The following is a 26,485-nucleotide window of genomic DNA, read 5'->3' as shown; positions in this document are numbered from 1 at the left end:
ATGAGAACTCAACTGATAACCCGTGAAGGGTATGACAAGCTCAAACAAGAGCTGGATTACCTCTGGCGCGAAGAACGCCCCGAGGTGACCAAGAAAGTGACCTGGGCCGCCAGCCTGGGCGACAGAAGCGAAAACGCCGATTACCAGTACAACAAGAAGCGGCTGCGCGAGATCGATCGCCGCGTCCGCTATCTGACCAAATGCCTGGAGCAGTTGAAGATCGTCGATTACTCCCCGCAGCAGGAAGGCAAAGTGTTCTTCGGCGCCTGGGTAGAGGTGGAGAACGAAGACGGCGAAATCAAACGCTTTCGCATCGTCGGTTACGACGAGATCTTCGGCCGCAAGGATTACATCTCCATCGACGCGCCTATGGCGCGCGCCCTGCTGAAAAAAGAGGTCGGGGACGTCGCCACCGTCAATACGCCGCTGGGCGAGGCGCAGTGGTACGTGAACGAGATAGACTACCCGAAGTAAGCTTTCAGCTTTTTCCGAACCGCCGCCAACGCCGCCGCCTGAGCTGTTCTCCACGCCGCGGCCGCGCGGCGGCGGCCCGCTCCACTGGCATTTTCCCCGATCAATCCGTATAACTGTCCCCTGTTTATTCACCGTTCTCAATACAGATACCAGACCTATGAATGACCCACTGAGCCGCATTATTGCAACAGAACTGCAGGCCCGGCCGGAGCAAGTCGACTCCGCCATCCGTCTGCTGGATGAAGGTAATACCGTGCCCTTTATTGCACGCTATCGTAAGGAAGTCACCGGGGGCCTGGACGACACCCAACTGCGCCAGCTGGAAACCCGCCTGGGTTATCTGCGTGAACTGGAAGATCGTCGCCAGACCATCCTGAAGTCGATCGATGAACAGGGCAAACTGACTGAACAACTGGCGGGGGCGATCAACGCCACTCTGAGCAAGACCGAACTCGAAGACCTCTACCTGCCGTACAAACCGAAGCGCCGCACCCGCGGCCAGATCGCCATCGAAGCCGGCCTGGAACCGCTGGCGGACACGCTGTGGCAGGATCCGCAACAGCAGCCGGAACAACTGGCCGAACGCTACGTCGACGCCGACAAGGGCGTGGCGGACGTGAAAGCCGCCCTCGACGGCGCGCGCTATATCCTGATGGAGCGCTTCGCCGAAGACGCCGCGCTGCTGGCCAAGGTGCGCGACTACCTGTGGAAAAACGCCCATCTGGTGTCCAAAGTGGTCGAGGGCAAGGAAGACGAAGGCGCCAAGTTCCGCGACTATTTCGATCACCACGAACCGATTTCCCAGGTGCCTTCGCACCGCGCGCTGGCGATGTTCCGCGGCCGCAACGAAGGCGTGCTGCAGCTGGCGCTGAACGCCGATCCGCAGTTTGAAGAAGCGCCGCGCGAAAGCCAGGCGGAGCTGATCATCATCAATCACCTCAATCTGCGCCTGAACAACGCTCCGGCCGACGCCTGGCGCAAGGCGGTGGTCAACTGGACCTGGCGCATCAAGGTGTTGCTGCACCTGGAAACCGAGCTGATGGGCACGGTGCGCGAGCGCGCGGAAGATGAAGCGATCAACGTCTTCGCCCGCAACATGCATGATCTGCTGATGGCTGCGCCGGCCGGCATGCGCGCCACCATGGGCCTCGATCCGGGCCTGCGCACCGGAGTGAAAGTCGCCGTGGTCGACGCAACCGGCAAGCTGGTCGCCACCGACACCGTCTACCCGCACACCGGGCAAGCGGCCAAAGCCGCCGCCATCGTCGCGGCGCTGTGCATCAAACACAATGTAGAGCTGGTGGCCATCGGCAACGGCACCGCGTCGCGTGAAACCGAGCGTTTCTATCTCGACCTGCAAAAGCAGTTCAGCGACGTCCGGGCGCAGAAAGTGATCGTCAGCGAAGCGGGCGCATCGGTGTACTCCGCGTCCGAACTGGCGGCGCAGGAGTTCCCGGATCTCGACGTATCGCTGCGCGGCGCGGTGTCCATCGCTCGCCGCCTGCAGGATCCGCTGGCGGAGCTGGTGAAGATCGACCCGAAATCCATCGGCGTCGGCCAGTATCAGCACGACGTCAGTCAGAGCCAGCTGGCGAAGAAGTTGGATTCGGTGGTGGAAGACTGCGTGAACGCCGTCGGCGTCGATCTGAACACCGCGTCGGTGCCGTTGCTGACCCGCGTGGCCGGCCTGACGCGCATGATGGCGCAGAACATCGTCAACTGGCGCGACGAGAACGGCCGCTTCAGCAACCGTGAACAGCTGCTGAAGGTCAGCCGCCTGGGGCCGAAAGCGTTCGAACAGTGCGCCGGCTTCCTGCGCATCAACCACGGCGACAACCCGCTGGATGCCTCCACCGTTCACCCGGAAGCCTATCCGGTGGTGCAACGCATCCTGGCCGCCACCGAGCAGGCGCTGCAGGATCTGATGGGCAACGCCTCCGCGGTGCGCAGCCTGAAAGCGGTTGATTTCACCGACGACAAGTTCGGCGTGCCGACGGTCACCGACATTCTGAAAGAGCTGGAGAAGCCGGGCCGCGATCCGCGTCCGGAGTTCAAAACCGCCACCTTCGCCGAAGGTGTGGAAACCCTCAACGATCTGCAGCCGGGCATGATCCTGGAAGGCTCGGTGACCAACGTCACCAACTTCGGCGCCTTCGTGGATATCGGCGTGCATCAGGACGGCCTGGTGCACATCTCCTCGCTGGCGGACAAATTCGTCGAAGATCCGCACACCGTGGTGAAGGCCGGCGACATCGTCAAAGTGAAGGTGATGGAAGTCGATCTGCAGCGTAAACGCATCGCGCTGAGCATGCGCCTGGATGAGCAACCGGGTGAAGGCTCGCCGCGCCGCGGCGGCAACGCGCCGGCACAGTCGCGCGACACCGCCAACCGTTCGGCGGGCGGCAACAAGGCCAAACCGCGCAACGCGGCGCCGGCCGGCAACAGCGCCATGGGCGACGCGCTGGCGGCGGCATTCGGCAAGAAACGCTAAGTCAGAGCCAACAGGGCGGAGCCTGCTCCGCCCTTTCTGATGAATAAAACTTGCGGCATTTCTTGACCCGTCTCAATAAACCGTCATCTTTTTATTTCCTGTTCCTGCGTGATCACCCTCTCATTATTCAGCCAGCAAAAATGCCTTCTGCAGCCATTTATTAACAACTTTGTTAACACGCATTTTTCATCTCGCCAATTGTGAGAGAAACACAAATGGTTACCGCTCGCATTACGGCGGAATAATGTTATCGCATTGCTTTTCAGCGGAAATAAATAAAGGGAAAAAACCCTCGATATTTGCAAACGAGAAAACTTGGCTACAAATACGCAACTGATTTAACTCGCCATTCTCATTTGTTCCCCATCGCAAGCGGTGGTAAAACGTCGTTAATCAAGACAACGCCATCAAAAACTGTCGACGCCATAATAATTGGTTACAATACCCCTACTTTTTGTATTGAACGCGATAATGATAATTACTATTATTTGCGCTCACTTTATTGCATGACCTTATGGATGAATACCGCCGACGGCGTGGCATTTTCGCCGGCAACGTCCAATTATCATCAGCCCGATGTTCATCGGCACCCGGAAGGTGAATCACATGCAGCTTCAACCTAAACACACATATAAGATTATCGGCTTTTCCGGTGAAATTGCGCCGGCCTACCGCCAGAAACTGTTATCGCTCGGCATGCTGCCCGGCTCTTCGTTCGACGTGGTGCGCGTCGCGCCGCTGGGCGATCCGATAGAAATTAAAACCCGCCGCGTCAGCCTGGTGCTGCGCAGGAAGGATCTGGCGCTGCTGCAGCTCGACGGCCAGCCCTGAACCGGCACGCCTCCATTTGCCGACGCGCCCTTGCGCCGGCGCTGTTCTCCTTGAAGACGACACGCTGAACTATGAAAAAACTCACCATCGGCTTAATCGGTAACCCGAACTCCGGCAAAACCACGCTGTTCAACCAGCTTACCGGCGCACGCCAACGGGTCGGCAACTGGGCAGGCGTGACGGTCGAACGCAAAGAAGGCCATTTCACCACCCCGCAGTCCGACGTGCGGCTGGTCGATTTGCCCGGCACCTACTCCCTCACCACCATCTCGGAGCAAACCTCGCTCGATGAGCAGATCGCCTGCCACTACATTTTGAGCGGCGACGCCGATCTGCTGATCAACGTGGTCGACGCCTCCAACCTGGAGCGCAACCTCTACCTGACGCTGCAATTGCTGGAGCTGGGCATCCCCTGCATCGTGGCGCTGAACATGCTCGACATCGCCAAAAGCCAGCATATCGATATCGACGTCGCCGCGCTGTCGGCGCGCCTCGGCTGCCCGGTAGTACCGATGATCTCCACCCGCGCCGACGGCATCGGCGTGCTGAAACAGATGATCGACAATCATCGCATCAACGAACAGCAGGCGCTGGTGAACTACCCGCCGTTGCTGCTGAAAGCGGTCGCCACGCTGAGCGACGCCATGCCGCAAACGCTGCCGGCGGTGCAACGCCGCTGGCTGGCATTGCAGATGCTGGAGGGCGACATCTACAGCCACCGGCTGGCCGGCCCCGCCGTCGCGCTGCTGCCTGCGGCCATTCAGGCGTTGCAACAGCAGCAGCAAGAAGACCCGGCGCTGGTGATCGCCGACGCGCGCTACCAGTCCATCGCCACCCTGTGCGACGCGGTCAGCAACTCGCAGCAGGCGATGCCCAACCGCCTGACCGATATGCTGGATAAAGTGATCCTCAACCGCTGGCTGGGCGTGCCGATCTTTCTGTTGGTGATGTACCTGATGTTCCTGCTGGCGATCAATATCGGCGGCGCGCTGCAGCCGATCTTCGATATCGGCTCGGCGGCGATCTTCATTCAGGGCATTCAGTGGCTCGGCTACACCCTGCACTTCCCCGACTGGCTGACCGTATTCCTGGCGCAGGGCGTCGGCGGCGGCATCAACACCGTGCTGCCGCTGGTGCCGCAGATCGGCATGATGTACCTGTTCCTGTCGTTCCTGGAAGACTCCGGCTACATGGCGCGCGCGGCGTTCGTGATGGATCGCCTGATGCAGGCGCTCGGGCTGCCGGGCAAATCCTTCGTGCCGCTGATCGTCGGCTTCGGTTGCAACGTGCCGTCCATCATGGGCGCCCGTACGCTGGACGCCCAGCGCGAACGCCTGATCACCATCATGATGGCGCCGTTCATGTCCTGCGGCGCCCGTCTGGCGATCTTCGCGGTGTTCGCCGCCGCCTTCTTCGGCCAGGACGGCGCTGGGGTGGTGTTCTCGCTGTACATGCTCGGCATCGCGGTGGCGATCCTGACCGGCCTGGTACTCAAATATACCCTCATGCGCGGCGAAGCCTCGCCGTTCGTCATGGAGCTGCCGGTTTACCACGTGCCGCACCTGAAAAGCCTGCTGCTGCAAACCTGGCAGCGGTTGAAAGGCTTCGTGTTGCGTGCCGGCAAGGTGATCGTGGTGGCCAGCATATTCATCGGCGGCCTGAACAGCTTCTCGTTCAGCGGCAAAACGGTCGACAACATCAACGACTCCGCGCTGGCCTCGGTCTCCAAGGTACTGACACCTCTTCTGCAGCCGATGGGCGTCCACAGCGATAACTGGCAGGCCACCGTTGGGCTGGTGACCGGCGCGATGGCGAAAGAAGTGGTGGTCGGCACGCTGAATACGCTGTATACCGCCGAGCACATCAACAAAGAGGCGTTCGACGCCGCCAACTTCAACCTGCTCGATGAACTGGGCGGCGCACTGCAGGAAACCTGGGACGGCCTGAAAAACACCTTCAGCCTGAGCGTGCTGTCCAACCCGATCGAAGCCAGCAAGGGCGACGGTGAGATGGGCGTCGGTTCGATGGGCGTGATGAGCAGCAAATTCGGCTCCGGCATCTCCGCCTACAGCTACCTGATCTTCGTGCTGCTGTATGTGCCTTGCGTTTCGGTGATGGGCGCCATCGCCCGCGAATCGAGCCGCGGCTGGATGACCTTCTCTATCCTGTGGGGGCTGAACGTGGCCTACTCGCTGGCGACGCTGTTCTATCAGGCGGCGACCTTCAACCAACACCCGCAGTACAGCCTGACGGCGATCCTGGCAGTGGTGCTGGTGAATCTGCTGGTGCTGTTCGGCCTGCGCCGGGCGCGCAGCCGCGTCACGGTGCGCCTGGGCAACGCCACGCCGGCGGCCTGTTGCCAGAGCGCCAAAGGGAGCTGTCACTGATGGCCGGGCTGCTGCAGGTGCGCGATGCGCTGGCGCTGCGCGGCAGCGCCCAGGCGCAGCAGCTCAGCCAATCACTGGCGACGCCGTTGCCGCTGGTGCAGGCGATGCTGGATCGTTTGACGGCAATGGGGAAAGTGGAACGTATCGAACAGGATGGCGGCGCCTGTCTGAGCGGCGGCTGCAAAAGCTGCCCGCAGGGCCAGGGATGCAGCACGGTGTTCTACCGGCTGAAGGCCTAACGATCAGGGGCGCCGCAACGGCGCCCCTTGCCGTTCAAGGCTTATTGCTTGTCTTTGTAAACTTCGGCGATGGCGCTGAATTTACCGTGTTCGCGGCCCGCCAGGATCACGTAGTATTGACCGCCCTTTTCGTCCGCCAGTTTGGACAGCTCTTCCTTGGCGTCCATCGGTGACGTGGTTTCCGCCGTCGTGGTGACGGTGCCGATCTTCTCGTATTTACCCGGATTCTTATCCAGATCTTCCTTGGTCAGCAGGGTTGCCGCCATGGAGCCGAAAGACACCGAACCCAGCACTGCCGCTGCAATAATCATCTTCAATGATTTCATGACACTAACCTCTCAATGGATAATTTATCTGTTATGAAAGCCGTCCAGGATCCATGCGTAGTACCGCAGGCTGCCGCGACATCCTCAGGCCTCGTTGCTTTCCCTGACGGGGCCTGTTTCCCAGAGACGAAACGCCAAAATGAAAATCGCCGCACGCGGTCTTTTCATTTTGCAGCCAACGCATTGACTCACTAAGTATTGAACAGCTTTGTCTTTTATCCACCCGGCGGCGTTTTTTTTCGCGCTCTATCGTGCGTTTTCCCGCTGCATTCAATGTGCTGCAATAAACGCTTCGATCATCGTCACAAATTCATCGGGATGAGAGATAAACGGCGCATGGGCGGCTTTGGCCACGATCTGCGACGTGGAGTTCGGCCAGGCGGCGTCGAGCAGCTCGGCGACCTTGCGCGGCACCAGCCCGTCCAGATATCCGTAGATCCGCAGCAGCGGCAGATTCAACTCCGCCAGCGTCGCGCGCAGATCGGCGGTGCGCAGGATCTCCAGCCCGCCGTTCAGTACCTCGACGCTCGGCGTCGGTTGGTTGAGCACTACCGCTTTCAGCTGGCGCGCATCCTGACGCGCGCTCTCGGTGCCCAGCGTCTGCAGCGCCAGAAAACGCTCGACGGTGCGCTGGAAATCCAGGCTTAGCTGGTGCTGGAAACCGCTCAGCACATCCGGACGGATCCCCGGCCACGCATCGCGGGCGGCAAAGCACGGCGAAGAGGCCACGGTGATGAGCCCGCTGACCCGCTGCGGCTGCATCAGCGCCGCCTGGCTGGCCACCAGTCCGCCGAGCGACCAGCCGAGCCACCAGGCCTGCGGCGGGGCAGCCGCCAGCACGATTTCCGTCATCTGCTCCAGCGACAGGGCGCCGAACCCCTGGCTGCGGCCGTACCCCGGCAGATCGACCAGGTGCAGGCGAAAATGCGGCGTCAGCCGCGCCTGAATGCAACGCCACACTTCGGCGTTCAATCCCCAGCCGTGCAGCAGCACAAGATCGCGTTCGCCTTCGCCTATTGTTTGCCAGTACAGCGCTGTCATTGGTTATTGTCCTTTCATGCTTACCCATCTCGGAGACGCTATGCTATCAATCCGCAGCCGCTGTTGGCTATGCCGACAACCGTTGAGCCTGATGCGTCATGGCATCTGCAGTTGCTGCCTGCGCCATCTGCCGGCCCACCCGCCGTGTTGCCCGCGCTGCGGATTGCCCGCCGGGAAGGCGCGAACGCCCTGCGGCCGCTGCCTGCAACGGCCGCCGCCCTGGCAACGGCTGGTATTCGTCGGCGACTACGCTGCGCCCCTCAGCCAACTGGTAAAAAGGTTCAAGTTCCACCGCGCGCCCGAGCTGGCGCCGACGCTGGCGCGCCTGATGCTGTTGCGGTGGCAGCAGGCGCGCAGAGAGCAGTATCTGAACAGACCCGACCTGATTTTAGCGGTACCCTTGCATGCATCACGCTGCTGGCGCCGTGGCTATAACCAGAGCGATCTGCTGGCGCGGCCGCTGGCGCGCTGGCTGGGCTGCGCCTATCAGCCCGCCGCCTTGCGCCGGGTGCGCAAAACCGCCCTGCAACAGCGGCTGAGCGCCTCTGCCCGCAGACGCAATCTGCAGCGCGCGTTCGCCTGTACCGTGCCGGTCGCCGGCCGGCATATCGCCTTGGTGGATGACGTGGTGACCACCGGCAGCACCGTCGCGGCGATCGCGGCGCTGCTGCGGCGGCAAGGCGCCGCCTCGGTGCAGATATGGTGCGTTTGCCGCACGTTGTAGTGCCACGGCAATGGGCGTATTATAACCGACTATAGAAGTCAACTATTGAGCTAATGCTATGATCCGTATAACAGATGCTGCACAGGAACACTTTGCCAAACTGCTGGCAAATCAAGAAGAAGGCACCCAAATCCGCGTATTCGTGATCAACCCGGGCACGCCGACGGCCGAATGCGGTGTCTCTTATTGCCCGCCGGACGCGGTAGAAGCGACGGATACCGAACTGAAGTTCGACAAACTGTCCGCCTATGTCGATGAGCTGAGCGCGCCGTATCTGGAAGACGCCGAAATCGACTTCGTGACCGACCAGCTGGGTTCCCAGCTGACGCTGAAAGCGCCGAACGCCAAGATGCGCAAAGTCGATGACGACGCGCCGCTGATGGAGCGCGTGGAGTACGTGCTGCAGTCGCAGATCAACCCACAGCTGGCGGGCCACGGCGGCCGCGTAACGCTGATGGAGATCACCGACGACAACATGGCTATTCTGCAGTTCGGCGGCGGTTGCAACGGCTGTTCGATGGTCGACGTCACGCTGAAAGAAGGCATCGAGAAAGAGCTGCTGCAGAAATTCCCGGAGCTGAAGGGCGTACGTGACCTGACCGAGCACCAGCGCGGCGAGCACTCCTACTACTGATACCCTTCTTACTTGAAGTTGCAGCGTTGTTGGCCGCATGCGCGCACCCCAGTCACTTACTTAAGTAAGCTCCTGGGGTTTTACGCTTGCCGCCTAGCTGCAACGCCAATTAATTCGGGTATCCGTCATTTGGATGGGACTAAAGTTCTCGTCCTTTGACCTAATACAACGACACCTCATCGTCACCCCACCGACACCTTGCGTCGGCGCTTGTCCAAATCCTTCAGCAGCCGGTTTATCCGCGGGTCGGCGAACATCTCCTCCAGCGTCCGGGTCAGCTTGCGCCGCCAGTTAGGGTACTGATCGCTGGTGCCGGGAATGTTGACCGGATCCGCCATATCCAGCCAGTCTTCCGGCTGCAGGCCGAGCAAGGCGCTGGCGCTGTCGGCGACATAACGCTGCAGGCCGCGGTTGAGCAGCGGGCTCATGCCGAGCAGCGCCGCCTTCTTGCCCACCTTCTGCGGCACGCAGCCATAGCGATGCAATCCGTCCAGCAATCCCTGCTTGGCGCGTTCCCGATCGGCGAACAGCGCCCGCAGGATTTCCGCGTCCGGGTAAAGACCCAGCCGGTTGCCGAGCGTCAGGTCGTCGCTTTGCCAGTAGCCGCGCAGCGTCGGCAGATCGTGGGTGGTGATGGTCGCCATCGCCTGCACCGGGTAGGCCTGCGGCGCGCGGAAATGGTGTTCGCCGTCGCTTTCGAAATAGAGCACTTTGTAGGAATAGACGCCGCTGTCGCGCAGCTTGCCGACGATTTCCACCGGCACCGTGCCGAGATCCTCACCGATCACCATGCAGCGGTGGCGCTGGCTTTCCAACGCCAGCACCGCCAGCAGATCGTCCACCGGGTATTTGACGTAGGCGCCGCGATCGGCGGTTTCGCCATACGGGATCCACCACAGCCGCAACAGAGCCATGACGTGATCGATGCGCAGCGCGCCGCAGCTGGTCATGTTGGCGCGCAAAAGATCGATGAACGGCTGATACCCGCGCGCCGCCATCACGTGCGGATCCATCGGCGGCAGGCCCCAGTTTTGCCCCAGCGGCCCCAGAATATCCGGCGGCGCCCCGACCGACGCTTTCAGGCAGTACAGCTCACGGTCACACCAGGTTTCCGCCCCGCCTTCCGCCACCCCGACCGCCAGATCGCGATACAGGCCAATCGGCATCTGCTGCTGTTGACTCTGGTCAAAACACTGCGCGAACTGCGTGCCCGCCAGCCATTGCAGCCACAGATAAAAGCGAACCGCGTCCTGATGTTCAGCGCAGAACTGCCGCACCGCTTCGCTCTGCCCCTGCCGATAACGTTCGGGCCAGGCCGGCCAGCCCCACTGGCTGGCGTCTTTGGCCGCCAGATGGGCGTGCAGCGCATCAAACGCCGCCTGCTGATACAGGCTGTCGCCGCCCTCAGCCACAAACAGCTCGAACGCCTGACGCTGCGCGTCGTTCGGCTGGCGCGCCTGAAACAGCGGGAACGCCAGCTTCAGCGCCGCCAGCTTCAGCTGCATCACGGCGGTGTAATCCACCCACTCCGCGGCGCGCGCCCTGGCCAGCTGCTTCTGCGTCGCCGGCTTCTGCCACCAGCGCTGCGCCGCGTCGCTGCGCTGGAAATCCTCCACCGCGTTGACGTCGATATACGCCAGATTCAGCCAGCGGCGCGACGAGGGGCTGTAAGGGCTGGCGCTCTCCGGGTTGGCCGGATACAGCGCATGGATCGGATTGAGGCCGACGAAGGCACCGCCGCGTTCCCCCACCTGCTCCACCATCAGGCGCAGATCGCCGAAATCGCCGATGCCCCAGTTGCGATCGGAACGCAGCGTATACAGCTGAACGCAGGCGCCCCACAGTTTCTTGCCGGTCAGCAAGGCGTCCGGCTCGAAGCAGCGCCTCGGCGCGACGATCACGCGGCATGACCACTGCCGCACGCCCTGGCTCAGCGTCAATTGATGGTAGCCCGCCGGCAAATCGCCGGGCAACGTCAGGGTCTTGCGCGCGCCGACGCGCCCCTGCAGGCATTCGCCGTCTTCACGCTGCAGCGCCCACAGGTACTCGCCTTCACCCGCCGGGGTCAACGCCAGCGGCGCGCCCTGATAGAACACCTTGACCGCCGGTAACGGCGACGCCGCGCCTTCCTGCGCGGCATCGGCCCGATTCATGGCCGCCAACAGCTTGCGCTTGGTCTCCGGTTCAATCGCCTGCCGCTTGCCGTGGGCATTGATGAAATCGGCAGCGATCCCCGCCTGCGCTGCCGCCTGATCGATACGCTTGCGATCCATTCGCTCTCCTTAACGTTTGGCTTGCCAGATGCGCTGCTGATAATCGCGGATCGAACGATCCGAGCTGAACATGCCGACGCGCGCGGTGTTAAGGATAGCCCGCCGCGTCCACTCGTCCCGATCGCGATACAGTTCATCGACCCGGCGCTGCGCCTGGCAGTACGAGGCAAAGTCCGCCAGCACCAGGTAGGGATCGCCGCCTTCCAGCAGGCTGTGCAGCATCATGTCGAACGCGTGCTTGTCGCCGTGGCTGAAGGCGCCGCTCGCCAGCTCGTCCAGAATCGCCTTCAGGTGCTTGTCTTTCTTGCGGTAGCTGAGCGGATCGTAACCCTTCGCCACTATCGCCTTCACCTGCTCCACGGTATTGCCGAAGATAAAGATATTGTCTTCGCCCACCTGCTCGGCGATTTCGACGTTGGCGCCGTCCAGCGTGCCGACCGTCAGCGCGCCGTTCAACGCCAGCTTCATGTTGCCGGTGCCGGAGGCCTCTTTGCCGGCGGTGGAGATCTGTTCGGAGATATCCGCCGCCGGGATCATCAGTTCGGCCACCGAGACGCGGTAGTCAGGGATGAACGCCACTTTCAGGCGATCTTTCACCAACGGATCGTTGTTGATCTTCTCGGCCGCCTGATTGATGGCGTAGATGATGTTCTTCGCCAGGTAGTAGCCCGGCGCCGCCTTGGCGCCGAACAGGAAGACGCGCGGCACGATGTCCAGGTTGGGGTTGTCGCGCAGCTGGCGATACAGCGACAGGATGTGCAGCAGGTTCAGGTGCTGACGTTTGTATTCATGCAGGCGTTTGATCTGCACGTCGAAGATCGCGTCCGGGTCAAGCGTCAACCCCATCACGCCGTGCACGTAATGGGCCAGCGCCACCTTGTTGTCGCGTTTGATCTGCTGATAACGCTGGCGGAACGCCGCGTCGTCGGCGAATTTTTCCAGCCCGCGCAGCGCGTCGAGATCGCTCGCCCACTCCACCTTCAGCGTCTCGTCGATCAGGCCCGACAGCGCCGGGTTGCACTGTTTCAGCCAGCGGCGCGGCGTGATGCCGTTAGTGACGTTATGGAATTTGTTCGGCCACAGCTGGTGATATTCCGGGAACAGATCTTTCACCACCAGATCCGAGTGCAGCTGCGCTACGCCGTTGACCGCAAAGCCGCTGACCACGCACAGGTTGGCCATGCGCACCTGCTTGTTGTGGTGCACCGCCAGTTTGGCCCACACCGCCTCGTCGCCCGGCCAATGCTTATCCACCAATTTTTTAAACCTGGCGTTGATTTGTTTGATGATGGAGAAATGGCGCGGCAGCAGGCTGCGCACCAATTTTTCATCCCAGCATTCCAGCGCTTCCGGCATCAGGGTGTGGTTGGTATAGGCGAAGGTGTTGCTGGTGATCGCCCAGGCCGCCTCCCACTCCAGCTGGTGTTCGTCCAGCAGAATGCGCAGCATTTCCGGAATGGCGATGGTCGGGTGGGTGTCGTTCAGTTGGATCACTTCGTACTTCGGCAGCTCTTCAATCTTGCGGCCGGCCTGATGGTGCTTGCGCAAAATGTCCGCCACCGAGCAGGCGCACTGGAAATACTGCTGCATCAGGCGCAGGCGCTTGCCGGCCTGATGGTTGTCGTTCGGGTAGAGCACCTTGGTCAGCTTGTCGGCTTCTACGCCCTGCTTCTCCGCCTGCAGGAATTTGCCGTCGTTGAAATCGCTCAGGTTGAACGGATGCTGATGGGTCGCCTGCCACAGGCGCAGCGGCTGCGCCACGCCGTTGCGATACCCCAGCACCGGCAGATCCCAGGCTTCGCCGCGCAGGGTGAAGGCGGGGCGCCACAGTTCGCGGCCGTCGGCCTGCTTTTCCAGCTTGCCGCCGATGCCCACGTCCACCGCCAGCGCGGCGTTGTGGCGGAACCACGGGTAGCTCTCGCGCTGCCAGTTATCCGGCGCCTCTTGCTGTTGCCCTTCGCGGAACGACTGGCGGAACAGCCCGTACTGGTAGTTCAGCCCATAGCCGGTGGCCGGTTGTTCCACCGTCGCCATCGAGTCGAGGAAACAGGCCGCCAGCCGCCCCAACCCGCCGTTGCCCAGCGCCGGATCGGTTTCCTGCTCCAGCAGATCCGCCAACTTGACGTTCTGCTCGGCCAGCGCCTGCTCGACGGTGTCGTACCAGCCCAGGTTGATCAGGTTGTTCGCCGTCAGCCGGCCGATCAGAAACTCCATCGAGATGTAGTTCACGTGGCGCAGCGGTTTGGCGCTTTTGCGCGGTGCCGGCTGCGCGGCCAACTGCTCGGCCAGCGCCGCACTGACGGCTTCCCACCATTGATGTTGCGTCATCTGCTGTGCGGAACTGAGGCCGAACCGTTGCCACTGACGGGCGAGCGCCGCCAGAAAAGCATCCTTCTTGAGCGTAGGCTGTGACATAAGGAAAACTCTCTATCCAGTAAGTGGGTCAAATTGCCGCTATCGTGCCGGTGAGAAAGCCTGACGGCATCATCCCGCTTGGGGATTAGCTGGGGAGGAGGATTGGGGCGTAGCTGGAATTGTGATCTCAGGCACTGTTTGACTCCCTTGCAACGATGCAAAAAAGCCCGCCAACGCGTGCGGCGAGCACTGAGAACGTTAACCATGACGTTAGCACAAGTATTCGCGCTGCTGAAGTTTTGTCCATGGCCGGAAATGCGATCCGCAACCGTATCGTCGCGCGCCGGCGCCAAACGTAAAAAAGTGTGATCGATAGCAACTTAACTCCAAGCCGATGCGGAAGCTTGTTGCAATACGTTTAGGGTTGGCAGAAGTTAGGGGGAGCTATTAATTACGAACCATAAAATAATTAGCGCCACTCCAATCCCGGCGGGAACCGCGATTTATACCCTGGAATACTATGCTGATCCCATCAAAACTGAGCCGCCCGGTACGGCTGCAAAATACCGTGATCCGCGATCGCCTGCTGGCCAAACTGGCCAGCGCGGGCAACTATCGCCTGACACTGGTCAATTGCCCGGCGGGATACGGGAAAACCACGCTGATCGCCCAATGGGCAGCCGGCAAGGCCGATCTGGGCTGGTATTCCCTGGATGAGAGCGACAACCAGCCGGAGCGCTTCGCCAGCTACCTGATCGCCGCGCTGCAGCAGGCCAGCGGCGGCCGCTGCGTCAAGAGCGAGGCGCTGAGCCAGAAACACCAGTACGCCAGCCTGTCGGCGCTGTTCGCCCAACTGTTTATCGAGCTGGCCGACTGGCATCAACCGCTGTACCTGGTGATCGACGACTATCACCTGATCACCAACGACGCCATTCACGAAGCCATGCGCTTTTTCCTGCGCCATCAGCCGGAAAACCTGACGCTGATCCTGCTCTCGCGCACCTTGCCGCCGCTCGGCATCGCCAACCTGCGGGTGCGCGATCAACTGTTGGAAATGGGCACGCAGCAGCTGGCGTTCACCCACCAGGAGGCCAAACAGTTCTTCGATTGCCGTCTGGCGGCGCCAATGGAACAGCAGGACAGCAGCCGCCTGTGCGACGAAGTCGAAGGCTGGGCCACCGCGCTGCAGCTGATCGCGCTGTCGGCCCGCCAATCCGCCTCCTCGGCTCAGCTGTCGGCCAAACGGCTGGCGGGGCTGAACGCCAGTCACCTGTCCGACTACCTGGTAGACGAAGTGCTGGACCACGTCGATGCCGATGCGCGCGCTTTCCTGCTGCGCTGTTCGGTGCTGCGCTCGATGAACGACGCGCTGATCGTGCGGCTGACCGGCGAAGACAACGGCCAGCAACGGCTGGAGGAACTGGAACGCCAGGGGCTGTTTATCCACCGCATGGACGATACCGGCGAATGGTTCAACTTCCACCCGCTGTTCGCCTCTTTCCTGCGCCAGCGTTGCCAGTGGGAACTGGCGCTGGAGCTGCCGGGGCTGCATCGCGCCGCCGCCGAGGGCTGGCTGGCGCTGGGGTATCCGGCGGAGGCCATTCACCACGCGTTGGCGGCCAGCGACGTCAGCATGCTGCGCGATATCCTGCTGCAACACGCCTGGTCGCTGTTCCACCACAGCGAACTGGCCTTGCTGGAGGAGTGCCTCAACGCGCTGCCCTATGAACGCCTGATCCAAAACCCCAAGCTGGCGCTGCTGCAGGCCTGGCTGGCGCAGAGCCAGCACCGCTACAGTGAGGTCAACACCCTGCTGGAGCGCGCCGAGCGCACCATGCGCGAGCAGAAAATCGAGATAGACCAAACGCTGCACGCCGAGTTCGACGCCCTGCGCGCCCAGGTGGCGATCAACGCCGGCAAACCGGAAGAAGCCGAGCGGCTGGCGACCGAAGCGTTGAAATTCCTGCCGCTGTCCAGCTACTACAGCCGCATCGTCGCCACCTCGGTGACCGGCGAAGTGCACCACTGCAAGGGCGAACTGGCGCGCGCGCTGCCGATGATGCAGCAGACCGAGCAGATGGCGCGTCGTCATCAGGCCAACCATTACGCGCTCTGGGCGCTGCTGCAGCAGAGCGAAATCCTTATCGCCCAAGGCTTCCTGCAGGCCGCTTACGAAACCCAGGATAAGGCGTTCGAACTGATCCGCGAGCAGCACCTGGAACAGCTGCCGATGCACGAATTTCTGCTGCGCATCCGCGCCCAGATCCTGTGGTCATGGTCACGGTTGGACGAAGCGGAAGACGCGGCGCGCGCCGGGCTGAAAATTCTGGCCAACTACCAACCGCAGCAGCAGCTGCAGTGCATCGCCATGTTGGCCAAATGCTCGCTGGCGCGCGGCGATCTGGACAACGCCAATACCCATCTGCAGCGCTGCGAAACCCTGCTGCACGGCGCCCACTATCATCGCGACTGGCTGACCAACACCGACAAGTCGCGGGTGATCCACTGGCAGATGACCGGCGACACCGCCGCCGCCGCCCAGTGGCTGCGCCACACCGAAAAACCCGGCATGGCGGACAACCACTTCACGCAGGGCCAATGGCGCAACATCGCGCGGGTGCAAATCCTGCTCGGCCAGTATGAAGAGGCCGGCGTGGTGCTGGATGAACTGAACGAAAACGCCCGTCGCCTGCGGCTGGTGAGCGATCTCAACCGCAACCTGCTGCTCAGCAACCAGCTCTACTGGCTGCTGGAGCGCAAGGGCGAAGCGCAGCAGGCGCTGATCGAAGCGCTGTCGCTGGCTAACCGCACCGGCTTTATCAGCCACTTCGTCATCGAAGGCGAAGCGATGGCGCAACAGCTGCGTCAGCTGATCCAGCTCAACACGCTGCCGGAGCTGGAGCAGCATCGCGCCCAGCGTATCCTGCGCGACATCAACCAGCATCATCGGCACAAGTTCGCGCATTTCGACGAGAACTTCGTCGATAAGCTGCTGACCCACCCGCAGGTGCCGGAACTGATCCGCACCAGCCCGCTCACCCAACGCGAATGGCAGGTGCTGGGGCTGATCTATTCCGGTTACAGCAACGACCAGATCGCCGGCGAGCTGGACGTGGCGGCCACCACCATCAAGACGCACATCCGCAACCTGTATCAGAAACTGGGCGTGGCCCATCGCCAGGAGGCGGTGCAGCAGGCGCAGCAACTGCTGAAGATGATGGGCTACGGCGCGTAAAAACCCTGATGTCCCTCTGGTCTTAAACGCCGCAGAGTTGGTTACAATAGCGGCGTCCCCCTATTACGAGGCAGTCAGCAGTATGGAACAGTTCGAAGCGATCAACGTTGAGCAGGCGTACACCCGCTGGAAAGAGGGCAGCGCCGCCCTGGTCGACATCCGCGATCCGCAAAGTTTTGAAGCCGGGCATACGCCGGGCGCCTTTCACCTCACCAACGCCACCCTGTCGGCCTTTATGCAGCAAAACGACTTCGAGCGGCCGGTGATGGTGATGTGCTACCACGGCAACAGCAGCCGCAGCGCGGCGCAGTACCTGCTGCACCAGGGGTTCGACGCGGTCTACAGCATCGACGGCGGTTTCGAGGCCTGGGCCCGCCAGTATCCGCAAGACGTGGAAACCTCTGCCTGATCCCCGCCGCCCGCCGCGCGTCGGCGGGCTTCCCCTTCGTTTTTATGCGCGTTTTCGCGGGTTTTTCGCAGATCCGTTTGCCAGCGCTCAGGATTTCGACGTTATAATCGGCCGTCAGGGTCGCCGGCGAGCAAGCCGCGGCCAAAATCATTCACTTACGACGGAAGAGCAATGGTTAGAGTAATCGCCATATCCAACCCGCGCCTGGCGCTGGCCTTTGTCGACTATATGGCGACCCAGGGCATCCGGCTTGAGCTGCGCAACAGCGGCGAGGCGGCGGAAATCTGGCTGGCCGACGACGGTCACCTCGAGCAGGTGCAACACGAGCTGCAGCAGTTTCTGGCCGATCCGCTCAACCGCCGTTATCAGGCCGCCAGCTGGCAGACCGGCCATACCGACGCCGGCCTGCATTATCAGAGCGAATCCTACCTGCACACCCTGCGCAGCAAGGCCGGTCCGCTGACGCTCGGCGTGATGGTGCTGTGCATCGCGGTCTATATTCTGATGCAGGCGCTCGGCGACGATACCGTGATGTATTGGCTCTCCTGGCCGCAGGACAGCAGCCAATACACCCAGCTGTGGCGCTGGATCAGCCATGCGTTCCTGCATTTCTCCCTGCTGCATATCCTGTTTAACTTGATGTGGTGGTGGTATCTCGGCGGCCAGATGGAAAAACGCCTCGGCGCCGGCAAGCTGTTCGTGCTGGCGGTGGTGTCGGCCTTTTTCAGCGGCTGGGCGCAATCGCTGTTCAGCGGCGCGCTGTTTGGCGGGCTGTCGGGCGTGGTCTATGCGCTGATGGGCTATGTGTGGCTGTCGGGCGAACGGGCGCCGGAGCGCGGCCTGATGCTGCCGCGCGGCCTGATGGTGTTCTCGGTGTTGTGGCTGGTGGCCGGATATTTCGATATTTTAGGAATGTCGATCGCCAACGCGGCACACGTAGCCGGTTTAGTGTTAGGGTTATTGATGGCATTTTGGGATACGCGTCATCGCGCACACAACGAACAATAACAGCCGAGAGCTATGTCCAGCGGGCATAGCGGGCGTTTTAGGGGATTATCGTGAAGCAAACACAGCGTCATGACGCAATTATCGAGCTGGTGCGCCTGCAGGGTTACGTCAGCACGGAAGAGCTGGTCGAACATTTTGACGTCAGCCCGCAAACGATTCGCCGCGATTTGAATGACCTGGCCGACCAGAACAAGATCCAGCGTCACCACGGCGGCGCGGCGCTGCCTTCCAGCTCGGTCAACGCTGCCTATAACGATCGCAAGGTGATGTGGTCGGAAGAGAAGGCCCGCATCGCGCAGCGCGTCGCCAGCCAGATCCCGGACGGCGCCACGCTGTTCATCGATATCGGCACCACGCCGGAAGCGGTGGCCCATGCGCTGATGAACCACAAGAACCTGCGCGTGGTCACCAACAACCTTAACGTCGCCACCCTGTTGACCGCCAAGGAAGACTTCCGCCTGATCCTGGCCGGCGGCGAAGTGCGCACACGTGACGGCGGCATCATGGGCGAAGCCACCCTGGACTTCATCTCCCAATTCCGTCTCGATTACGGCATTCTCGGCATCAGCGGCATCGATATGGACGGCTCGCTGCTCGAATTCGACTATCACGAAGTGCGCACCAAACGCGCGATTATCGAAAATTCCCGCTGCGTGATGCTGGTCACCGACCATTCCAAATTCGGCCGCAACGCCATGGTCAACCTGGGCAACATGAACCTGATCGACTACCTGTTTACCGACCAACTGCCGCCGCCGAGCGTGATGAAAATCATCGAACAGTACGACGTGCAGCTGGAGTTGTGCTGATTCGGCCTTAACCTGCGGGGCGCGCCGCCGTCCCGTTTCATACCTTCAGGCTCCCCTCATCGACAGCCGTTTGCGCGCCCGCGCCATATCCATACTGCTTGTGTGACTATCATCACCAAACTGTTACCTCTATCACGCCTAAATGTTTTTGTTTGGTTAACTCTTGGCTTGCCTGTTGGTTTTTGATTACAATCATGAGCGAAAACGAACATGAAAGAGCTATTTCGAACATCTGGAGGAAGATGACGTGGAAACCAAAGACTTGATCGTTATCGGTGGCGGCATCAACGGTGCCGGCATCGCGGCGGATGCTGCCGGGCGCGGGCTGTCGGTACTGCTACTGGAAGCGCAAGACTTGGCCTGTGCTACGTCTTCCGCCAGTTCCAAACTGATCCACGGTGGCCTGCGCTACCTGGAACACTACGAATTCCGTCTGGTGAGCGAAGCGCTGGCCGAACGTGAAGTGCTGCTGAAGCTGGCGCCGCACATCGCGTTCCCGATGCGTTTCCGCCTGCCGCACCAGCCGCACCTGCGTCCGGCCTGGATGATCCGTATCGGCCTGTTCCTGTACGATCACCTGGGCAAACGCACCAGCCTGCCGGGCAGCAAGGGTTTGCGCTTTGGACCAGAGTCGGTGCTGAAGCCCGAATTGAAGCGCGGTTTCGAATATTCCGACTGCTGGGTCGACGATGCTCGCCTGGTGGTGCTGAACGCGCAGGAAGTGGAAAAACGCGGCGGCGAAGTGCGCACCCGCACCAAAGTGACCCGCGCATGGCGTGAAAACGGCCTGTGGATGGTGGAAGCGGTCGATATCGACAGCGGCAAAACCTTCACCTGGCGCGCCAAAGGCCTGGTGAACGCCACCGGCCCGTGGGTGAAAAACTTCTTCGACGACGGCCTGAAGCTCAAATCGCCTTACGGCATCCGCCTGATCAAAGGCAGCCACATCGTGGTGCCGCGCGTGCACGATCAGCCGCAGTCTTACATTCTGCAGAACGAAGACCACCGCATCGTGTTCGTGATCCCGTGGAATGACGAGTTCTCCATCATCGGCACCACCGACGTGGAGTACAAAGGCGATCCGAAAGACGTGAAGATCGACGAGAACGAAATCGCTTATCTGCTGAAAGTGTACAACGATCACTTCAAGAAGCAGCTGGGCCGCGACGACATCGTCTGGACTTACTCCGGCGTGCGTCCGCTGTGCGACGACGAATCCGATTCACCGCAGGCGATCACCCGCGATTACACGCTGGACGTGCACGATGAGCAGGGCAAAGCGCCGCTGCTGTCGGTCTTCGGCGGCAAGCTGACCACCTACCGCAAGCTGGCCGAACATGCGATGGAAAAACTGGCCCACTACTACCCAGGCTGCGGCCCGGCGTGGACCAAAAACGCCACGCTGCCGGGCGGTGACATCGACGGCGATCGCGATGGCTACGCGGCCAAACTGCGCCGTGCGCACGGCTGGCTGCCGGAAGCCCTGGCGCGCCGCTATGCCCGCACCTACGGCAGCCAGAGCGAGCTGATCTTGGCCGGCGCCAACGGCCTCGCCGATCTGGGCGAAGATTTCGGCCACGGTCTGTATGAAGCCGAGCTGCGTTACCTGACCGAGAAAGAGTGGGTCGTAGAGCTGGACGACGCCATCTGGCGCCGCACCAAGCTGGGCATGTGGCTGGACGAGGCGCAGCAGGCGCGAGTGAAAGCCTGGCTGGCGGAACACGCGAAAACGAAAGCGCTGTCTCTGGCTTCCTGAGCTGCAGCGTAACGACAAAGGGCCGGTTATCCGGCCCTTTGCTTTTTTCCTCTCCCGCTTTACAGCTTCACCGGCTTAATGTGCCAAATTTCATCCGCGTATTCCTGAATGGTGCGATCGGATGAGAAGTAGCCCATATTGGCGATATTCAGCACCGCGCGCCGCGTCCACTCGTCCTGATTGAGATACACCTCGTCCACCTTGTCCTGCGTGTCCACATAGCTGCGGTAATCCGCCAACAGCTGATAGTGATCGCCGAGGTTGACCAGCGAGTCGAACAAATTGCCATAGCGTTTCGGCTCTTCCGGGCTGAACACCCCGGTGGCGATCTGCGTCAGCGCCTGATGCAGCTCCGGGTCTTGCTCATAGTACTGGCGCGGGTTGTAACCGTTGCGGCGCAGTTCCTCAACCTGCTCGGCGGTATTGCCGAAAATAAAGATATTCTCCTCCCCCACGTGCTCGCGCATCTCGACGTTGGCGCCGTCCAGCGTGCCGATGGTCAGCGCGCCGTTCAGCGCGAACTTCATGTTGCTGGTGCCCGAGGCCTCGGTGCCCGCCAGCGAGATCTGTTCCGACAGATCCGCCGCCGGGATAATGATCTGCGCCAGGCTGACGCCGTAGTTCGGAATGAACACCACCTTCAGTTGGGTATGCACGCGCGGATCGTTGTTGATCACTTTGGCCACGTCGTTGATCAGACGGATGATCTGCTTGGCGGCATAGTAGGCAGAGGCCGCCTTGCCGGCGAAGATCACCACCCGCGGCACGCGCTCGATGTCAGGGTCAGCCAGCAAACGGTTATACAGCGTGATGACGTGCAGCACGTTGAGCAGTTGCCGTTTGTACTCGTGGATACGCTTGATTTGCACATCGAACAACGCATCCGGGTTGACTACCACGTTGAGCGTTTTGGCGATATACAGCGCCAGCCGCTCCTTGTTCTGCCGTTTGGCGCGCTGCACCGCCTGCAGGAAGCTCGGGTAATCGACGTTGGCTTTGATCTCGCTCAGTTGGCTGAGATCGGTGCGCCAGGTTTGGCCGATGCAGTCGTCCAGCACCGCCGCCAGCGGCGGGTTGGCCAGCGCCAGCCAACGGCGCGGCGTCACCCCGTTGGTTTTGTTGCAGAAACGAGTCGGGAACAGCCGGGCGAAGTCGGCGAACAGCGACTGCACCATCAGTTCGGAATGCAGGGCGGAAACGCCGTTGACCTTGTGGCTGGCCACCACCGCCAGCCACGCCATGCGCACCCGGCGGCCGTTGGTTTCGTCGATGATCGAGACCCGCGCCAGCAGGTCGTTGTCGTCCGGCGCCACTTCCTGCACCATCTTGAGGAAGTGATCGTTGATTTCGAAAATCAGCTGCAGATGGCGCGGCAAGATGCGGCCTATCATGTCCAGCGGCCAGGTCTCCAGCGCCTCGCTCATCAGCGTGTGGTTGGTGTAAGAGAACACCTGCTCCACCACTTCCCAGGCGTCGAGCCACTTGAATTTGTGCTCGTCGATCAGCCGGTGCATCAGCTCGGGGATCGACAATACCGGGTGGGTGTCGTTGAGGTGAATGGCGATCTTGTCCGCCAGGTTGTCGAAGGTTTTGTGCATCAGCCAATGGCGGTTGAGAATATCCTGCACCGTGGCCGACACCAGGAAATACTCCTGCCGCAGCCGCAGCTCGCGCCCGGAGGAGGTCGAATCGTCCGGATAGAGCACGCGCGACACGTTCTCCGAGTGGTTTTTGTCTTCCACCGCCGCGAAGTAATCGCCCTGGTTGAACTTGCCGAGGTTGATCTCATTACTGGCCTGCGCGCCCCACAACCGCAGCGTATTGGTGGCGTCGGTGTCAAAACCGGGGATCACCTGATCGTAGGCGATGGCCACGACCTCTTCGGTCTCCAGCCAGCGCGCCTTGGCCCCCTCCTGCTGCACGCGGCCGCCGAAGCGCACCTTGTAGCGGGTGTTATGGCGCGGAAACTCCCACGGATTGCCGTACTCCAGCCAGTAGTCCGGCGACTCCATCTGTTGGCCGTTGACGATGTTCTGCTTAAACATGCCGTATTCATAGCGAATGCCGTAGCCGCGCCCCGGCAGCGCCAGCGTCGCCAGCGAGTCGAGGAAACAGGCCGCCAGCCGGCCCAGGCCGCCGTTACCAAGCCCGGGGTCGTTTTCTTCCTCCAGCAGCTCCGCCAGGTTCAGCCCCATCTCGTTCAGCGCGTTGTCGATGTCCTGATAGATGCCCATCGACAGCAGCGCGTTTGACAGGGTGCGGCCGATCAGGAACTCCATCGACAGGTAATACACCTGCCGCACGTCTTGAGACAGCTGGGCGCGGTTGGAACGCAGCCAGCGCTCCACCATGCGATCGCGCACCGCGAACAGCACGGCGTTCAGCCAATCGTGCCGGTTGGCGATGGCCGGATCCTTGCCGACGATAAACATCAGCTTATAGGCGATGGAGTGTTTCAGCGCTTCCACACTGACCGTAGGTGAGGTGTAACTAAACGGTGAAGTCATGGCTTTTTAATCCCTTGTGGGGAGCCCCGCCATTCGCCGCGGAATAGCGGGCTCCGCTGAACATGGACGCGGCACGCCGCGCCCCGACAATCTACCCTTACGGCTGCCCGCCGCGCGTCAACCCGAGACGCGAAACGCGGGCTACAAGCGTTGATAAAGCGATAAATACTCTTTCGCCGCCACCGGCCAGCCGAAGTCCACGCTCATGGCGTGGCGCTGAACGTGGCGCCAGTGTTTCGGCCGGCTCCACAGCACCATGGCGCGGCGGATGGCGTTGCCCAGCGCGACGGCGTCGCAATCGTCGAACACGAATCCGCTGGCGGTGCCGTCGGCCAGGTTCTCCAGCGCGCAGTCCACCACCGTGTCCGCCAGCCCGCCGGTGCGGCGCACCAGCGGCAGCGTGCCGTACTTCAGACCGTAGAGCTGCGTCAGACCGCAGGGCTCGAAGCGGCTCGGCACCAGAATAACGTCGGCGCCGCCGATGATGCGGTGGGAGAAGGATTCGTGATAACCGATCTGCACGCCGACCTGTTCAGGGTAGTCGGCGGCGGCGGCCAGAAACGCCTGTTGCAGCACCGCATCGCCGGCGCCCAGCAGCGCCAGCTGCCCGCCCTGCGCCAGCAGTTCAGGCAACGCCTGCAGCACCAGATCCAGGCCTTTTTGGCTGGTCAATCGGCTCACCACCGCGAACACCGGCAGCGATTCGTCCACCTTCAGCCCCATGGCCTTTTGCAGATGCAGCTTGTTTTTGACCTTGCTTTTCAGATCGTCGGCGTCATAGCGGGCGCTCAGCCGCGGGTCGTGGGCCGGATCCCAAATCTTGTCGTCCACCCCGTTGAGGATGCCGCTCAGCCTGCCCTGCCGCTGCCGCTCCTGTAGCAGCCCCTCCATGCCGTAGCCGAACTCCGGCCGGGTGATCTCGCGCGCATAGGTCGGGCTGACGGCGGTCACGTGGTCGGCATAAAACAGCCCGGCCTTGAGGAACGACATCTGGCCGTAGAACTCCAGGCCATAGACGTTGTAAAACGACGCCGGCAGCCACAGTTCGGTCACGTGATGGGCGGAAAACAGCCCTTGATAGGCCAGGTTATGCACCGTGAACACCGAACGCGCCGGGTGGCCGTTGGCGGCCAGATAGGCGCAGCTAAGACCGGCGTGCCAGTCGTGGGCATGCACCAACTGCGGCCGCCAGTAGCGATCCAGCCCCTTGGCCAGCTCGCAGGCCATCCAGCCCAGCAGCGCAAAGCGGCGGTGGTTGTCGGGGTAGGCGTACATAGACTGATCGTGGTACGGGCTGCCCGGCCGGTCATACAGCCAGGGCGCATCGATGAGATAGATGCCCACGCCATGGTAGGTGCCGTAACGCAGGCCAACCCGGCCGGCGAACGAGTCGATTTCCGCCACCAACACGGTGTCGGGTATGCCGTTGCGTACGTCAGGGAAAGCGGGCAATAGCACCCGAACATCGGCGCCTTCGGCGATTTGCGCCGCCGGCAGCGCGCCAACCACGTCTGCGAGTCCGCCCGTTTTCAGCAGGGGGAACATTTCAGAACATACGTGTAAGACCTGCATTATCACTCCTGAAAGTCGGCCGAAGGCCTCTGGATAAGAAATAAAGCAGGCTTGCCGCTGTTATGTGTGCCGCGTTGCGCAAGCCATCGAACCGTTCATCGGGCGGCAGGCTATCGTTCTGCCCCCACGTTAACTCACAATTTTGACAACATTTCGCGCGTCACCAGCACGATGCCGCCTTCCGAGCGATAGAAACGCTTGCTGTCCTCATCGGCGTTTTCCCCGATAACCATACCCTCCGGAATATGGCAGGCGCGGTCGATGATGCAGCGCCGCAGGCGGCAGGAACGGCCGACGTTCACGTCCGGCAACAATACGGTAGAGTCGATGGTGCAGAACGAGTTCACTCGCACGCGCGGGAACAGCACCGAATGCACCACCACCGACCCGGACACGATGCAACCGCCGGACACCAGCGAGTTCATGGTCATGCCATGGCTGCCGGAGCGATCCTGCACAAACTTGGCCGGCGGCAGCGGTTCCATGTGGGTGCGGATCGGCCAGGCGCGGTCGTACATGTCCAGCTCCGGCGTCACCGACGCCAGATCGAGATTGGCGCGCCAATAGGCGTCCAACGTGCCCACATCGCGCCAGTACGGCGGCAGATCGGGATTGGACGTCACGCAGGACAAGGTAAACGGATGCGCCCACGCCGCCTGCTGCGCGGTGATTTTCGGGATCAGATCCTTGCCGAAATCGTGGCTGGAGCCGGGGGTCGACATATCCTCTTGCAGCAGCTGGAACAGGTAGGCGGCATTAAAAATATAGATGCCCATGCTGGCCAGCGACATATCCGGGTTGCCCGGCATCGCCGGCGGATCGGCGGGCTTTTCCAGAAACTCGATGATACGGTCGCTTTCATCCACCTTCATCACGCCGAATTCGCCGGCTTCGCTGCGCGGCACCGGCAGGCAGGCCACGGTGCACTGAGCGCCCTTCTCGACGTGATCGATCAGCATGCGTGAATAATCCATCTTGTAGATGTGATCGCCCGCCAGGATCACCACGTATTCGGCCTCGTAGCGGCGGATGATATCCAGGTTCTGGTACACCGCGTCGGCGGTGCCCTTGTACCAATGCTCGGTGCTGAGGCGCTGCTGGGCCGGCAGCAGATCGACGAACTCGTTCATTTCCTCGTTGAGGAACGACCAGCCGCGTTGAATGTGCTGCACCAGCGTGTGCGACTGGTATTGGGTGATCACGCCGATGCGGCGGATGCCGGAGTTCAGGCAGTTCGACAAGGCGAAATCGATGATGCGGAATTTGCCGCCAAAGTGGACGGCGGGCTTGGCGCGGGTGGAGGTCAAATCTTTCAAACGTGAGCCGCGGCCGCCGGCCAGGATCAGCGCTACGGATTTAATCGGCAACTGGCGCGCCAACATCAGGGGGTCTTTATTTTCAAACCTAACCATAG

At 61.6% G+C, this 26,485-nt stretch carries 19 protein-coding genes; 12 read left to right on the top strand and 7 right to left on the bottom strand.

Annotation, left to right across the window (positions count from 1 at the left end; all coding sequences use genetic code 11):
• From greB to ACJ8KE_RS22165, 5 genes are all read left to right on the top strand, one after another.
• Positions 1 to 474 carry a transcription elongation factor GreB gene (greB, locus tag ACJ8KE_RS22185; RefSeq protein ID WP_016930381.1) on the top strand — a complete coding sequence of 158 codons (474 nt, stop codon included), beginning with the start codon at positions 1 to 3 and terminating at the stop codon, positions 472 to 474.
• Positions 475 to 631: 157 nt separating this feature from the next.
• Positions 632 to 2,965: a Tex family protein gene (locus ACJ8KE_RS22180; RefSeq protein ID WP_033639208.1), complete on the top strand. Its 2,334-nt coding sequence runs from the start codon at positions 632 to 634 to the stop codon at positions 2,963 to 2,965.
• Between the two features lie 606 nt (positions 2,966 to 3,571).
• Positions 3,572 to 3,796 carry a ferrous iron transporter A gene (gene feoA, locus ACJ8KE_RS22175; RefSeq protein WP_028127609.1) on the top strand — a complete coding sequence of 75 codons (225 nt, stop codon included), beginning with the start codon at positions 3,572 to 3,574 and terminating at the stop codon, positions 3,794 to 3,796.
• Positions 3,797 to 3,867: 71 nt separating this feature from the next.
• Complete coding sequence (feoB, locus tag ACJ8KE_RS22170; protein WP_016930384.1) at positions 3,868 to 6,183, top strand: Fe(2+) transporter permease subunit FeoB; 2,316 nt, start codon at positions 3,868 to 3,870, stop codon at positions 6,181 to 6,183.
• Positions 6,183 to 6,422 (top strand): FeoC-like transcriptional regulator, encoded by a 240-nt coding sequence (locus tag ACJ8KE_RS22165; RefSeq protein WP_016930385.1) that lies wholly within the window; start codon positions 6,183 to 6,185, stop codon positions 6,420 to 6,422. Before feoB ends, ACJ8KE_RS22165 begins: the two co-directional genes overlap by 1 nt.
• 41 nt (positions 6,423 to 6,463) lie before the next feature.
• Here ACJ8KE_RS22165 and ACJ8KE_RS22160 read toward each other — a convergent pair whose 3' ends face one another.
• A complete protein-coding gene (locus ACJ8KE_RS22160) occupies positions 6,464 to 6,748 on the bottom strand; it encodes a YdgH/BhsA/McbA-like domain containing protein (RefSeq protein WP_004930765.1) in 285 nt (94 codons plus the stop codon).
• A gap of 270 nt (positions 6,749 to 7,018) precedes the next feature.
• The gene (gene bioH / locus ACJ8KE_RS22155) at positions 7,019 to 7,789 is read right to left on the bottom strand and encodes a pimeloyl-ACP methyl ester esterase BioH (protein WP_442517371.1); all 771 of its coding nucleotides are present in this window, start codon (positions 7,787 to 7,789) and stop codon (positions 7,019 to 7,021) included.
• 40 nt (positions 7,790 to 7,829) lie between these two features.
• Between bioH and gntX the strand changes: the two genes are divergently transcribed.
• Positions 7,830 to 8,513 (top strand): DNA utilization protein GntX, encoded by a 684-nt coding sequence (gene gntX, locus ACJ8KE_RS22150; protein WP_028128296.1) that lies wholly within the window; start codon positions 7,830 to 7,832, stop codon positions 8,511 to 8,513.
• A 58-nt stretch (positions 8,514 to 8,571) separates the two neighbouring features.
• Positions 8,572 to 9,147, top strand: coding sequence for a Fe-S biogenesis protein NfuA (nfuA, locus tag ACJ8KE_RS22145; protein ID WP_004930777.1), 576 nt, complete (start codon positions 8,572 to 8,574; stop codon positions 9,145 to 9,147).
• Positions 9,148 to 9,329: 182 nt separating this feature from the next.
• Here the strand turns inward: nfuA and malQ are convergent, their stop codons facing one another.
• Together malQ and malP are read right to left on the bottom strand one after the other, a co-directional pair.
• A complete protein-coding gene (malQ, locus tag ACJ8KE_RS22140; RefSeq protein ID WP_110147487.1) occupies positions 9,330 to 11,420 on the bottom strand; it encodes a 4-alpha-glucanotransferase in 2,091 nt (696 codons plus the stop codon).
• Positions 11,421 to 11,429: 9 nt separating this feature from the next.
• Positions 11,430 to 13,835 carry a maltodextrin phosphorylase gene (malP, locus tag ACJ8KE_RS22135; RefSeq protein ID WP_110147488.1) on the bottom strand — a complete coding sequence of 802 codons (2,406 nt, stop codon included), beginning with the start codon at positions 13,833 to 13,835 and terminating at the stop codon, positions 11,430 to 11,432.
• A gap of 460 nt (positions 13,836 to 14,295) precedes the next feature.
• On the opposite strand from malP, the gene malT reads away from it, so the two are divergent.
• From malT to glpD, 5 genes are all read left to right on the top strand, one after another.
• On the top strand, positions 14,296 to 17,010 hold the full coding sequence (gene malT, locus ACJ8KE_RS22130; protein WP_033639202.1) for an HTH-type transcriptional regulator MalT: 2,715 nt from the start codon (positions 14,296 to 14,298) through the stop codon (positions 17,008 to 17,010).
• Positions 17,011 to 17,092: 82 nt separating this feature from the next.
• Complete coding sequence (glpE, locus tag ACJ8KE_RS22125) at positions 17,093 to 17,419, top strand: thiosulfate sulfurtransferase GlpE (RefSeq protein ID WP_004930790.1); 327 nt, start codon at positions 17,093 to 17,095, stop codon at positions 17,417 to 17,419.
• 171 nt (positions 17,420 to 17,590) lie between these two features.
• Positions 17,591 to 18,427: a rhomboid family intramembrane serine protease GlpG gene (glpG, locus tag ACJ8KE_RS22120; protein ID WP_016930391.1), complete on the top strand. Its 837-nt coding sequence runs from the start codon at positions 17,591 to 17,593 to the stop codon at positions 18,425 to 18,427.
• Between the two features lie 50 nt (positions 18,428 to 18,477).
• Positions 18,478 to 19,236: a DeoR/GlpR family transcriptional regulator gene (locus ACJ8KE_RS22115; protein WP_004930797.1), complete on the top strand. Its 759-nt coding sequence runs from the start codon at positions 18,478 to 18,480 to the stop codon at positions 19,234 to 19,236.
• A 247-nt stretch (positions 19,237 to 19,483) separates the two neighbouring features.
• A complete protein-coding gene (gene glpD / locus ACJ8KE_RS22110) occupies positions 19,484 to 20,992 on the top strand; it encodes a glycerol-3-phosphate dehydrogenase (protein ID WP_004930801.1) in 1,509 nt (502 codons plus the stop codon).
• Positions 20,993 to 21,051: 59 nt separating this feature from the next.
• Here the strand turns inward: glpD and glgP are convergent, their stop codons facing one another.
• From glgP to glgC, 3 genes are all read right to left on the bottom strand, one after another.
• Positions 21,052 to 23,499, bottom strand: coding sequence for a glycogen phosphorylase (gene glgP, locus ACJ8KE_RS22105; RefSeq protein WP_004930804.1), 2,448 nt, complete (start codon positions 23,497 to 23,499; stop codon positions 21,052 to 21,054).
• A 141-nt stretch (positions 23,500 to 23,640) separates the two neighbouring features.
• Entirely contained in the window at positions 23,641 to 25,071 is a 1,431-nt protein-coding gene (gene glgA, locus ACJ8KE_RS22100; RefSeq protein ID WP_004930807.1) for a glycogen synthase GlgA, read from the bottom strand.
• 134 nt (positions 25,072 to 25,205) lie between these two features.
• The gene (gene glgC, locus ACJ8KE_RS22095) at positions 25,206 to 26,483 is read right to left on the bottom strand and encodes a glucose-1-phosphate adenylyltransferase (protein ID WP_016930394.1); all 1,278 of its coding nucleotides are present in this window, start codon (positions 26,481 to 26,483) and stop codon (positions 25,206 to 25,208) included.
• Positions 26,484 to 26,485 lie beyond the last annotated feature (2 nt).

The sequence above is a fragment of the Serratia sp. CY56464 genome (assembly GCF_052168435.1).
Classification (GTDB): Bacteria; Pseudomonadota; Gammaproteobacteria; order Enterobacterales; family Enterobacteriaceae; genus Serratia; species Serratia marcescens.
The sequence above is the reverse complement of the archived record's forward strand: the minus strand, read 5'-3'. Positions and strand labels throughout refer to the sequence as shown.